Annotated in this window: 10 protein-coding genes; 1 reads left to right on the top strand and 9 read right to left on the bottom strand. The window is 37.2% G+C overall.

Going from position 1 to position 12,885, the window contains the following annotated elements; translation table 11 throughout:
• Nucleotides 1-46: 46 nt before the first annotated feature.
• Complete coding sequence (locus ACJAT0_RS10255; protein ID WP_374002707.1) at nt 47-745, bottom strand: queuosine precursor transporter; 699 nt, start codon at nt 743-745, stop codon at nt 47-49.
• A gap of 55 nt (nt 746-800) precedes the next feature.
• Here ACJAT0_RS10255 and folK point away from each other — a divergent pair, with 55 nt between their 5' ends.
• The gene (gene folK, locus ACJAT0_RS10250) at nt 801-1,940 is read left to right on the top strand and encodes a 2-amino-4-hydroxy-6-hydroxymethyldihydropteridine diphosphokinase (RefSeq protein ID WP_415181578.1); all 1,140 of its coding nucleotides are present in this window, start codon (nt 801-803) and stop codon (nt 1,938-1,940) included.
• Nucleotides 1,941-2,290: 350 nt separating this feature from the next.
• Here folK and ACJAT0_RS10245 read toward each other — a convergent pair whose 3' ends face one another.
• The 8 genes from ACJAT0_RS10245 to ACJAT0_RS10210 form a co-directional block, all read right to left on the bottom strand.
• Nucleotides 2,291-3,847, bottom strand: coding sequence for an aldehyde dehydrogenase family protein (locus ACJAT0_RS10245; RefSeq protein WP_374002708.1), 1,557 nt, complete (start codon nt 3,845-3,847; stop codon nt 2,291-2,293).
• A gap of 11 nt (nt 3,848-3,858) precedes the next feature.
• Entirely contained in the window at nt 3,859-4,854 is a 996-nt protein-coding gene (locus tag ACJAT0_RS10240) for an NAD(P)H-dependent glycerol-3-phosphate dehydrogenase (RefSeq protein ID WP_374002709.1), read from the bottom strand.
• Nucleotides 4,855-5,257: 403 nt separating this feature from the next.
• A complete protein-coding gene (locus ACJAT0_RS10235) occupies nt 5,258-7,105 on the bottom strand; it encodes a SulP family inorganic anion transporter (protein WP_415181577.1) in 1,848 nt (615 codons plus the stop codon).
• Between the two features lie 95 nt (nt 7,106-7,200).
• The gene (locus ACJAT0_RS10230; RefSeq protein ID WP_374002711.1) at nt 7,201-7,959 is read right to left on the bottom strand and encodes a tetratricopeptide repeat protein; all 759 of its coding nucleotides are present in this window, start codon (nt 7,957-7,959) and stop codon (nt 7,201-7,203) included.
• A gap of 1 nt (nt 7,960) precedes the next feature.
• The gene (locus tag ACJAT0_RS10225) at nt 7,961-9,727 is read right to left on the bottom strand and encodes a BatD family protein (protein ID WP_415181576.1); all 1,767 of its coding nucleotides are present in this window, start codon (nt 9,725-9,727) and stop codon (nt 7,961-7,963) included.
• Entirely contained in the window at nt 9,727-10,572 is an 846-nt protein-coding gene (locus tag ACJAT0_RS10220; RefSeq protein WP_415181575.1) for a tetratricopeptide repeat protein, read from the bottom strand. Before ACJAT0_RS10220 ends, ACJAT0_RS10225 begins: the two co-directional genes overlap by 1 nt.
• The gene (locus ACJAT0_RS10215; protein WP_415181574.1) at nt 10,565-11,596 is read right to left on the bottom strand and encodes a VWA domain-containing protein; all 1,032 of its coding nucleotides are present in this window, start codon (nt 11,594-11,596) and stop codon (nt 10,565-10,567) included. The genes ACJAT0_RS10220 and ACJAT0_RS10215 overlap by 8 nt, the downstream gene beginning before the upstream one ends.
• Before the next feature lie 392 nt (nt 11,597-11,988).
• On the bottom strand, nt 11,989-12,885 hold an 897-nt coding region (locus tag ACJAT0_RS10210; RefSeq protein WP_415181573.1), incomplete at its 5' end, for a vWA domain-containing protein.

The raw sequence follows: 12,885 nt of genomic DNA, 5'->3' as shown, positions 1-12,885 counted from the left end.
CCGTTCACAAATATCTTCAATTGAAAATAAAGCCATTGTTTTCAATTCAATCAATTTTTATTTCCTCTCCTGTTTCCAGTCCAAATAAACGTTTGAATATAAAAACACCTGCATATAATAATGGTGTATCTATAAATGCTACGAGAACTTTAAAAAGAAATCCAGCGAGTAATAAAGGCCCAAATTGATCCCATAACAAAACCTTAAAGTAACATAACAATAATAACACGCTTAAAGTGTCCACAAACTGGGAAAATATAGTGCTGAGATTATTACGCAACCATAGCTTTTTACCTTTAGTCACTCTCTTCCAAAAATGATAGATCTGAATATCTACCAACTGAGCAAATAAATAAGCCGTCATACTGGCTAATACCGCAATGGTAGTCGCTCCAAAAACTTTATTAAAAACCAGGTCTTGGACAGGGCTTCCATCGATGGCTGGAACAACATTTGCAACGCCTATAATTCCTAAGCTAAAAACTGAGGCAAAGATTCCTGCGAGCACCAAATCATTTGCCTTGCGACGTCCATAAATCTCACTCACTAAATCTGTCACTAAAAATGTAATCGGATAGGGCAATAAGCCTACCGAAATTTCAAAATTGAATATACCAAATGGATTCCAGTAAAAAAATTTCTGAAAAATCAAATTAGAAACGACCAATGAGCAAATAAATAACGCACCAAGAACTAAATAAATGCGATGTGCTAGACGTAATTTTTTACCTGTAAGTGTCTTCATAATTATCACAAAAGTAGTTCAACAGTTGGCCATTATTACTTAATTTGCTTTAAAAATAAACAACATCCAAGATAATCATAATCATAAGATATTCATTGCTTTAGGAAGTAATCTAGGCGATAGAAAACAGCACTTACTAGACGCAGCTCGCCACATTGAGCAGCGGCTAGGTCTGGTTATTAAAACAGCTGGAGTTTATGAAGTGCCTGCTGCCGGATTTACTGGTGGTGATTTTTTAAATACGTGTGTCCTCGTCCACAGCCACAAAAATGCGCAAGAAACCATTGACATATTACAGGAAATAGAATGTGAAATGGGGCGTGTGCCTCGCTCTGGAACTGCTTATGAGGACCGAGTAATTGATCTAGATATTGTGCTTTTTGGTGATCAAATTATTTCTACAGACCACTTACAAGTACCTCATCTTAGAATGCACGAGCGCAATTTTGTGATGCGTCCTCTAGAAGATATAGCTGATAAAATGATGCATCCTGTTTTAGGCAAAAGCATGATAGAGCTTTCTAGTCATCTAGCGCCTTTAGAAAAAATAGCCGGTTTTGAAATTCCGCTTTCGCGAAAGCGGTATCCCATCCAAAACCTTAACTTTATAGCTGTTGAAGGAAATATAGGAAGTGGGAAAACCAGCCTGACGCATAAATTATCGGAAGATTTTAATGCCAAACAAGTTCTAGAACGTTTTGCAGACAATCCTTTCCTGCCACTATTTTATGAAGATAAAGAACGCTATTCCTTCCCGTTAGAAATGTCATTTCTTGCCGATCGTTACCAGCAATTAAGTGACGAAGTAGCACAATTAGATCTGTTTAAAGAATTTACGATTGCAGATTATTACGTGATCAAGTCCCTTATATTTAGTAAAATAACACTACAAAAAGAAGAGTATTCACTCTACAAACGCCTTTTTAACATGATGTATAAAGAACTGGTAAAACCAGATCTTTATGTCTATCTCTACCAGACTGAAGACCGATTGCTAGAAAACATAAAAAAACGCGGTCGAGATTACGAGAAAAACATAGAAGCCAGCTACCTCTCAAAAATCCAACAAGGCTATGCCGATTATATACGCTCTCAACAAGAGCTGAAAATAAAAGTCATTGATGTGACTGATCTGGATTTTGTAAATAATCAGGAGGATTATTTGATGGTGCTGGAGAAGATTTTGGAAGATTAATTACCCCGTTTAAAGCGTCTCAATACTCGATATAACTTGAAAATAATTGATGACTTCCAGAAATATTTGGAACGAGATTAATCAGCTGTTATTTAATGACAATAATTAAATAAATTCCTGCTAGATTTAAAACAAGCCGTATTCAAGGATAAAAATATTAAAGACCACATTCTCTCCGATAGCAGAAAGAAACGATTTTTTACAAGCGTCTCAACAGAATTTAGAGAATGCCGATACGAATATCTGGCATCTGGCATCTGGAAATGATTTTGAAATGAGTATGCGTATTAATTACATAAAAAAACCGCCTTATCAATAAGGCGGTTTTTAAAAAATTACTACTAGTTAAATTAGTCTAAATCAAACTTAATTCCTTGTGCAAGGGGCAACTCAGTAGTATAGTTAATCGTGTTGGTCTGTCTTCTCATATAAACTTTCCAAGCATCAGATCCAGACTCACGGCCACCACCGGTATCTTTTTCACCACCGAAAGCACCACCTATCTCAGCACCACTAGTTCCTATATTTACGTTTGCGATACCACAATCTGATCCTCTTTGAGAAAGAAAATGTTCTGCTTCTCTTAAGTTATTAGTCATGATCGCACTTGATAATCCTTGTGCTACACCGTTTTGTTGCTCTAAAGCATCTTCTACAGTTCCAGAGTATTTTAATAAATACAATACAGGAGCAAAAGTCTCGTGTTGTACAATTTTCATGTCGTTTGTAGCTTCTGCAATCGCAGGTCTTACATAACAACCGCTTTCATAACCAGCACCGGTAAGTACACCACCTTCTACGAGTACTTTACCACCTTCTTTTACAACTTGCTCTAAAGCATGGGTGTAGTTAGCCACAGCATCGGTATCGATTACTGGACCTACGTGATTATTCTCATCTAATGGGTTCCCTATTTTCAACTGGCCATAAGCAGCAACAACTGCTTCTTTTACTTGATCATACATAGATTCATGAACAATGAGACGACGTGTAGAAGTACACCGCTGTCCAGCAGTTCCTACAGCTCCAAAAACAGCACCTATTACGGTCATTTTTAAATCGGCGTCTGGAGTTACTATAATGGCATTGTTCCCTCCTAATTCTAATAAAGATTTTCCAAGACGTTCTGCTACTTTAGTACCAACAATTCTTCCCATACGAATAGAACCTGTTGCACTGACTAGTGGCACACGCTTATCTGTAGACATCATTTCTCCTACTTCATGATCTCCATTTACTAAACAAGAGATTCCTTCTGGCAGGTTGTTCTTTTTAAGAACAGTTGCAATGATATTCTGACAAGCCACACCACAAAGAGGTGTTTTTTCACTAGGCTTCCAAATACACACATCGCCACAAATCCATGCAAGAGCTGTATTCCATGCCCAAACGGCTACTGGAAAGTTAAAAGCACTAATAATTCCAACGATACCAAGTGGATGGTACTGCTCGTACATTCTATGTCCAGGGCGTTCTGAATGCATCGTTAAACCGTGCAACTGACGAGAAAGACCTACTGCAAAATCACAGATATCGATCATTTCCTGTACCTCTCCTAGACCTTCTTGATAGGATTTACCCATTTCATAAGAAACCAATTTACCTAGTGGTTCTTTCAAACGTCGCAATTCATCAGCAAACTGGCGTACGATTTCACCGCGCAAAGGTGCTGGCTTCATTTTCCAGTCTTTAAAAGCAGCTTGCGCGCTAGTAACGACTTTTTCGTAATCTTCTGGACTTGTAGTGGTTAACTTTCCTATAACGGCTCCGTCTACGGGAGAAGAAGAAGTTATAGTAGCTCCATTACCGAAGTGATGGTTACCAGTTGAAGTTCCGTGATTTGTTTCTTTGAGTCCTAATTGCTCTAGAGCAACATCCATCCCAAAATCTTTTGCAAGTGTTGACATTGTTTTAATTTTTAATCCAGCTTATCAGCTAGTTTTTTAAATACCTTTTTAGGGTTTTTATTATCATATAAGATGCTATAAACAGCATCTAGAATAGGAGTTTTAGCTCCTTTTTCTTCGTTAATTTCAAAAGCGCTTTTTGTGGCATAATATCCCTCGGCTACCATGCTCATTTCCATTTGTGCGCTTTTTACGGTATATCCTTTTCCTAACATATTACCAAACAAACGATTGCGTGAAAATCCAGAATAACCCGTTACCAGTAGATCCCCTAGATAAGCACTATCATTGATATTACGTTTCATCTTATGTACTTTCTTTATAAAGCGTTTCATTTCTCTGATGGCATTACTCATCAATACGCTTTGAAAATTATCGCCATAACCTAAACCGTGTGCTATTCCTGCAGATATGGCATAAATATTCTTCAACATAGCAGCATATTCTGTGCCTATAATATCATCGCTTATTTTACATTTGATGTAATCACTCTCTATACACTTAGCGAGAAACTTTGCTTTTTCTTCGTCGGCACAGGCGATTGTAAGGTAGGACAATCTTTCTAAGGCTACCTCTTCTGCATGACATGGGCCTGTAAGAACTCCAATATTTTTAAAATCGATATTATAGTGTTCATGAAAATGCTCCCCTACTATTAAGCCTGTCTCTGGAACAATTCCCTTTATCGCGCTAAAGATAATTTTATCTTTAAGAGAAACAGTAAGACTCTTTAATTCAGTAAAAACAAAGGCACTAGGAACTGCAAGGATGCAAAGGTCTGCTAAGCTTACGATCTCATTAATATCGCTAGAAAGGTGCAATTGCTTTGTTTTAAACTCCACAGAGCTTAGGTAATTTGGATTGTGATCATTGCGTTTAATATGCTCAATTGCATAATCACTGCGCATGTACCAGTAAACGGTATCAAGGTTTTCGCAAAGCATTTTCACTATGGCTGTCGCCCAGCTTCCACCGCCTATTACGGCAATTTTTTTGGTTTGATCCATACTACGCAATGTTGGTATTAAATTTTCTCATAAAATTCGTTTCTTTTCTCCCATACTTTGTCAGCTTTCTGTACAAATGATCTACTATAAAAATAAAATATGACCGAGCTGTATGATTGAATTTTCTATTTCATCTGGACAAAAAATAATTCAAATTTGTAATGCAAAATTTAACATCAAAATCGCATAGAAATTTGGATTTCAAAGATACCATTTTTTTAAGGCATATATATTATGAATGACTTGTGGATACTGTGCATGAATAACGAAAATACTAATTTACAGATCTTTGTGGTCATTATGGAATACACACTTGTAAAAGTCTGTTAGGTTGGATTGCTTTTGTTTACAACAAATACGTTTATGATGGTTCCGCTTTCGCGAAAGCGAGATCAACAGGCTTCTATTTCTCCACAGCAGGCACGGTGTCCTCTACGTTTTTAATAATCCATTTGAGGCAAGTATCATAATTCTCAAAAACATGCTCTTTACCTATCAAGTCTGGAATGATATCGATAGTTTCTAATCTATACAAAGGCTGTTCTTGAACTTCTATCAATAAAGGTTGAATGCCTTTTTGCGATAGGTTCTGTAGCACATCTTCAAAAGCAAAAAGTCCCGACTGATCAATAAACGGTACCCTTTTCATGCGTATCAACGCATGGGTAGCATAAGGAGGAATATCGCGAGACATAGATTGAAAATCACTAGTGTAACCAAAGAAAATGGGACCACTTAATTCTTTAATAAAAATCTCTTCTCTCAATTTAACCGGAATTCGAGAGTAGTCTGCATGATCCATATGCTTGCTTTCTGAAAGTCTTTTGATCCCAGATTCATCATTATTTACATCTCCCATTTTCTTCATAAAAATCAAAGTAGCCATAACAAGTCCCACACCAACCGCGTAAACCAGATCCCAAAAAACGGTAAGTAACAATACCACAAACATAATTACAATATCGCTTTTAGGAATGGACCTTAAGACTTTCAAACCTTTGTAATCCATAACACCTATGCCTACGGTAATCAATATTCCTGCAAGAACTGCGCTAGGAATATTTTCTGCAAAACCACCTAGAGCAACTGCCATAATTAAAAGCATCACCGCTGCGATCATTCCTGAAAGTCTCGTTTTTCCTCCAGAATTAATGTTTACAACGGTACGTATAGTTGCTCCGGCCCCCGGAATACCACCAAAAACAGCAGCAATACTGTTGCCTATTCCTTGACCTATGAGTTCTTTGTTCGGGTTGTGCTTGGTCTTGGTCATATTATCTGCCACGACGCTGGTCAATAAAGAATCAATCGCTCCTAAAAAAGCTAGGGTAAGTGCGGTCAAAACATAAGGCGCCATAGCGCTAAAATTAAATCCAGTGATGATCTCAAAATTAGGCATCGGAAAACCTGTCGGTATTTCTCCTATCGTACGCACATCAAGATCTATAACATACACGGCTATTGAAACACCTAGTAAAGCCACTAAAGTGGAAGGAATGGTGGTTGTCATACGCTTAAAACCAAATATAATAAAAATAGTAATGACGGTAAGCCCCAGTTCCAGCCCATTGATATTTTGAATGGCTACAGGAAATGTTCTCAACGCTCCTAAAACACCACTGCTGTCTTTTTTAGCCAGTGTTTTAGACTCGGTAAGCAGTTGTTCTGGAATAATTTTCCTTGCTTTTTCAATGGTTACTTCAAAGTTCTTTAGAACTAGAAGTTGATCATCTACCTCGTTTTCAAGAATACTCTCAAGGATTACTTCTTTTGCGGCTGGTCTAAATTTTTCAACAAACTGCTTATCTTCGGCAGGGTAATATCCCATGGCAGGCAGCAATTGAGTGATTAAAATAATCATTCCTATACCTGTCATAAACCCAGAAACAACTGGATAAGGAATGTACTTGATGTATTTACCTAATTTGAGAACGCCAAGGGATACCTGCATAAGTCCAACCATTATAAAAACAGCAAGAATGGCCGGTAATGCATTTGCAAGATCGCCTTCATATACCTGAACAATACCTGCGATAACGACCATGCTTACAGCGGTCATAGGTGCCGTAGGTCCAGAAATTTGTGTGTGGGTACCCCCAAAAAGGGATGCAAAAAAACCTATGAAAATAGCGCCATAAAGTCCCGCAATAGCCCCCATTCCTGATTGCACGCCAAAGGCAAGTGCTAGCGGCAGTGCCACCACTGCTGCGGTTAAACCTCCAAATATATCTCCTTTTAAATGTTTGAACATAAATTACTATTTAGATACCCGATTTAAAAACAAGTAGATAACAATTTATAAATCTAATAAGGTTGATAGACGTACCGGTGGGGAAAGTATAAAAGTTATAATTTTTTAATCTTGTCGAGTGGCATCCAGGCTTTATTCCCATTAGTCAAAGAAACCAATGCCCATTCATTGAATTCTTCCAGCACTTCTACTTTTGTACCTTCATGAAGTGTAAAACTCGATACCGCTTTTTCTTTAGGTTCTTCTCTCGTTATAAACTCTGCTGTATAAACAATGGCATATTGCACATCATTTACATTATTTTTAGCGTAAGAAGCGGCTACAATCGTACTAACGGACAATAATATCCCTAAAAACGTAAGGATAAAAAACAACCGTTTTTTACCAACTGTATGTGCATAGAAATAAAGTATGCACATTAAAATAGTAAACAATACTATGACAAGGCTAAAATAGGCCCATTCGTCAACACTCAATAAAGCGACAAAACTATCCAAATTAGAGCCTAAACCTTGGCTTTTAGCATCTTGTATAGCATCTATTTTCATCTGAGTAGCATACTTAAGATTGTTATTTACATCTATGTTTTCGGGATCGAACTGCAGCGCTTTTTCATAATTATAAATGGCGGGCCCGACGGCATTAATCTTGTAATAAGCATTTCCTAAATTAAAATATACCTCAGCACTGTGTTTTCCCGTTTTTAAAATTTGCTCATAACCTGCAATGGCTAGGTCATAATTTTCGGTAGTGTAGGCTTGATTTGCTTTTCCAAAAGCAGCCAGTTCAAAAGACTCTTGAGAATTCCCAATAGAAACAAATAGTGCCACTAATATGATAAGTACCTTCTTCATTTTATTTCTTTAACTGTTTATCCATTTCATTCAATACACGACCAGCTTTTTCATAATCATCTTTCATTGTAGCTTCTGAAGATGGCGTATATCGGGCAAACTCACAACTAGCAAGTAGCTCGCCAAATTCTTTTCTAGTTGGTAAAGCTCCTCCTTTCTGGGATAACAATTCATCGACTTTGTCTTTAGACATATCTCCGGTTTGAATATGTAATTTAGATTTAAGGTAATTATGCAGCGATTTTTCTAGAGAAATATAAAAAAGCTCATGATTCCCTAAGTTTTTCTTTGCCTTGCTCAAATACCTTTTACTGAGCCTATTAGCAGTTCTTACGCGATTACCAACTACGTCTGACCCACGCTTTTCTTGCTGACTTCTAAGGAGCAGTATCAAAGGTAAAAGTAAAAAAGAGCCTCCTAAAATAGCCCAATAGGACGTGCTATTGAAAAAATAACTTTTTGTTTGATCCTTTAGCTCGGTATCTATTTTAATAAAAACAAATTGCGCATTATTTTGAATAATATTTTTACCGTCTTTTGCTGATTCTATAACAGAATTTGCACCTGCTGTGGTGGGCGCGTCTCCCTCTACCACCAATAACATTTCGCTGCTATTCTCCGTAAAATACTGCTCCTTTTTAGGGTCAAAATAGGAGAATTCTACTGGCGGTAGAACATACTTTCCTCCATATTGCGGTACGACTGTATACCTGTCCGTAATGCTTCCACTCATACCATAAATGTTAGTCCTCACGTTATTTTTACGTTCTGGATCATAAACTTCAAGACTTTGGGGGGCTTTTAATTTAGGGAGCTCCATCAGCTTTAAATTCCCTGAGCCCGTAACACTTATACTCGCCGTTAAACTTTCTCCCGCATCGAGTAGCGCACGATCTGTTTCTACTTTAAAATCAAAATCTCCTACAGCTCCAGTAAAACTTGCCGGTCTTCCTAATGCCGGTAAGTTTTTAACGTTAATCTCTCGTTTTCCAGCACTTACTGTCTTGTTAGCCGTAGTCATATAAGGCCTTCCAAAAAAGTCTTTTCTATTCGTAGGAATTTGAACTTGAACATCTAATGTAAGTGGCTCAATTTCCAGCTTCCCTGTTTTTTGAGGATATAATACTGCTTCTCTCAATACAAGATATCTGTATGGCTCGCCTAGATAGGTTCCATTTTGAACTTGCCTATTGCGGTTGTCAATATTTTGCGACCAGAAATCTCTGTATTTAGGACTGTCTAATTCATTCCAGCCTGTAACACCTGTCTGATTGGACACATATATTTTATAAACTACACGTATAGCCTCGTTCAAATACGGGTTTTCATTAGAAACTTCAGCAATTAGATGTATGCTATCATCTGCACTTATAGATTGATCATCTGGCCCTTTAGGTGTTTCTACAGCACCCGTAACATTTATAATTTGCGGTATGGTTTTATATTCATTTCCCTGATAAGTCATCACGGCTTGTTGAATGCTAAGTGTTCCTGTTTTGCCAGGCTTGAGTACATAGGTGTAAGACTTAGACATGCTGCTTGCACCATTGATCCAACTCTGCGACACCGCCTGACTAGGACCTGCTACCACTTGAAATCCCACAAAATTAGGTGGTGTAAAATTATCTCCATCAACATTCATCTTAAATTCAATACGCAAGCGTTCATTTATCGCAATTTTATTACGACTTGCATTAGCTGTAAAGTCTACTTGTGCTAGACTCACACCACCTATCAAAAAAAATAAAATGTAAATAACTTGCTTCATTACCAATCTTTTTCAGATTTTTTTACTGGCCCTTGAGCCTTCTTTGCGTTTACTTTATCTCTGATTTTTTGCTCCTCATTACTCATTGCCTCGAGTATCTGACTTATTTGTTGAGGAGTCATTTTACCTTCTACACGTTGCGGTGCTTTTTGATCTTGCTTTTTAGGATCTCCTTCACCATCTTTTCCATCCTTAGGTTTTCCCTCTTCCTCTTTTTCGCCTTCTCCATCTCCATTTTTATCGTCGCCTTCCTTTTCGTTTTCTTTACCGTCATCTTTACCGTCAGACTTTTCATCTTTATCTCCTTCTTTATTGTCTTGGTCTTTGCTCTCGCTGTCGTCTTTTTTGTCGTTCTCGTCATCGCCGCCGCCGCCGCCGCCTTGTTTTTCTTCTTCTTTTTTGGCAAGTGCAAGATTGTAACGTGTTTCTTCGTCAGCTGGATTATTTCTTAACGCATTTTTATAAGCTTCAACTGCTTTCTTATATTCTTTGTTTTCCAATAAAAGATTCCCCTGATTGTGATAGATTCTATGCTTCTCTTCTTTAGTTGTTGCTGCTTCTGCGGCCGCAACGTAGCTATTAGAGGCATTGTACTTTTTAGTATTCTCATAGTACAAGTTTCCTAAATTATAAGCCGCGTCTGTACTCTGCGGGTTTAGCGCTTTTGCTTTTTTATAAGCTGCTTCTGCGAGATTAAAGTTTCCATCACTCGCATATTTTTGTGCTTTTGTTATCGCATTTTCATAAATGGGATTTGTTGTTGGAGTCTGTTGCGCTTTCGCGAAAGCATAATTTCCCAATACCATCAAGACTACTATTATCTGTTTCATCATCTTATTACTCATTGAACAAGTTTAATTTTTTAAGCCAGCCAGTTTTTTTCTCTAAATAAAAAACATCTAAAAATAAAAAGAACAATCCAAAACCGAGAAACCATTGAAATTGTGACTCAAAATCAGAATACTGCTGTGATTCAAAGGCTACTTTATCAATACCTGAAAGTTCTTTCTTTAATTCTTCAATTACCGTTGCAGTAATGGTACCGTCTATATAAACACCATTACCAGCTTCAGAAATTTCTTTTAAAGTTTGTGGATGGAGCTTTGTCATCACAGTTTTTCCATCCCTATCTGTTTTAAACTCTCTGATTACGCCATCTCTCTTTATAGGAATCCTAGCACCTACTTCGGTTCCTACACCTATAGTAATGATGCGAATTCCTTTCTCAGCAGCTGCCTCTGCAACAGCAACACTTTCTCCTTCGTGGTCTTCTCCATCGCTAATAATAACGAGAATTTTTGCTGCTTCTATATCGTCGCTATAATAACTTTCTGCCAACTGTATCGCCTCATTAATGGCAGTTCCTTGACTAGAGATCAACTCGGTATTCAAGGACTGTAAAAACATTTTTGCACTTCCGTAATCTGTTGTAATGGGAAGTTGTGGTACGGCGCTACCTGCATAAGCGATCAATCCTATGCGATCGCTCGCTAGATTGTTTATAATCTCAGTAACTAATCGCTGTGATTTTTCTAATCTATTAGGAGCAATATCTTCCGCTAGCATAGACTTAGATACATCCACTGCAAAAACGATATCAACACCTTCCCTATTTACGGTTTCTGTTTTCTCTCCAGCTTTAAGATTCACCAATGCCAAAACCAAAAACACGATTCCCACACAAACCGTAACCAGCTTTAAAATAGGTTTGAACCAAGAGCGATCTGGAATTAAATGACCTAGCATTTGTTTAGAGGCATACTTTTTTTGTGCGCTATACCTCCAGTAAGAAAGTCCTAAAAATAGAACTATCAATATCGGAATAAGACACAAAAGCCAGAAATATATTTTTTCTTCTAGTAGGTACACGTTTTGTTGTTTGTTATCTATTATTAGTTACTTGTTTGCTACTGCGACTTCCAAGCTTAAAGGGTGGCAGCTTTTTCGTTTCCGTTCCCCATCCAAAAGCTTTCAGCCCTAAAGGGAAAATATTTTACTTAATTATTTTTTAATATCTATTGCTATTCCAGAAAATTTGGCCTGACAAAATTATTTATATGCTGAATTGCTTGTTATAAATTTGTCTAGAATTCAGTAATTAATTACCCTATTTATTTACCCCTTCCCTATTTATTAACATTGTAAATCCTATTAGTTGCTCACTCAGCGACCTGTTTTTCCTTTACAAAATGTAAAAGCTTTGATTTTTTCAAAATTTCAAACTTCGATAATTATTTAAAAACTATAAACTGATAACTTCCCTACGCCGCTGTTTTAAAAATCGTATATCGCAACAACATCTCTATTCCTATCAATATCAAGGCTAATAAAATAAGGTCTCTATACTTTTCTTCTATGTTATAGAATTCAAATTGCTCGATTTCTGTTTTTTCTAACTTGTCTATCTCAGCATAAATTTCTTTTAATTTCTTATTGTTTGTTGCTCTAAAATATTTTCCTCCTGTGTCAGCAGCGATTTGTTTCATCAACTCCTCGTCTATCTCTACGGGCGCCATTCTGAATTGAAATCTTCCATTAGGTAATGTCCCATAAGGCGACAATGCATTTCCATTAGTCCCTATTCCTATGGTGTAGACTCTAATATCAAATTCAACCGCGAGCTCACTAGCTATTTTAGGATCTAGAAAACCGCTGTTGTTGACTCCATCTGTCATTAAGATAATCACTTTACTCAATGCTTCACTTTCTTTCAATCTATTTACGGCTGTAGCAAGTCCCATTCCTATAGCCGTTCCGTTTTCTAGAATTCCGTCAAATTTGATATCTTTTATGGCTTTAAGTGATATCTTCTTATCGGTTGTAATAGGTGTTTTTGTATAACTTTCTCCAGCATAAACCACTACTCCTATACGGTCATTAGGTCTTCCGTTTATAAAGTCTGCTGCCACTTCTTTTGTTGCTTCGAGTCTATCTGGTTTTAAATCTTGTGCCAGCATACTCGCACTAACATCTACCGCAAGAACAATATCTATACCGTTTATCGTTTCCGTTTTTGTGGTAACATCAGTTGTTTGAGGCCTAGCTAATGCGGTAATGATTAATGACAGAGCCAGTAATCGCAAAACAAAAAGTAAGGGTCTTAACTTTCCTAATAAAGAACCACTACTTTGGAATCCTTTAGTAGAAGAAACTTTTAC

This window comes from Nonlabens sp., from assembly GCF_047636915.1.
GTDB lineage: Bacteria > Bacteroidota > Bacteroidia > Flavobacteriales > Flavobacteriaceae > Nonlabens.
This window is presented reverse-complemented; position numbering and strand designations above follow the sequence as displayed.

Excerpts from the sequence above, each read along its gene's own strand:
- ACJAT0_RS10255 (WP_374002707.1), bottom strand. The coding sequence starts at position 745 with ATGAAGACACTTACAGGTAAAAAATTACGTCTAGCACATCGCATTTAT.
- ACJAT0_RS10245 (WP_374002708.1), bottom strand. The coding sequence starts at position 3,847 with ATGTCAACACTTGCAAAAGATTTTGGGATGGATGTTGCTCTAGAGCAA.
- ACJAT0_RS10240 (WP_374002709.1), bottom strand. The coding sequence starts at position 4,854 with ATGGATCAAACCAAAAAAATTGCCGTAATAGGCGGTGGAAGCTGGGCG.
- ACJAT0_RS10235 (WP_415181577.1), bottom strand. The coding sequence starts at position 7,105 with ATGTTCAAACATTTAAAAGGAGATATATTTGGAGGTTTAACCGCAGCA.
- ACJAT0_RS10230 (WP_374002711.1), bottom strand. The coding sequence starts at position 7,959 with ATGAAGAAGGTACTTATCATATTAGTGGCACTATTTGTTTCTATTGGG.
- ACJAT0_RS10225 (WP_415181576.1), bottom strand. The coding sequence starts at position 9,727 with ATGAAGCAAGTTATTTACATTTTATTTTTTTTGATAGGTGGTGTGAGT.
- ACJAT0_RS10220 (WP_415181575.1), bottom strand. The coding sequence starts at position 10,572 with ATGAGTAATAAGATGATGAAACAGATAATAGTAGTCTTGATGGTATTG.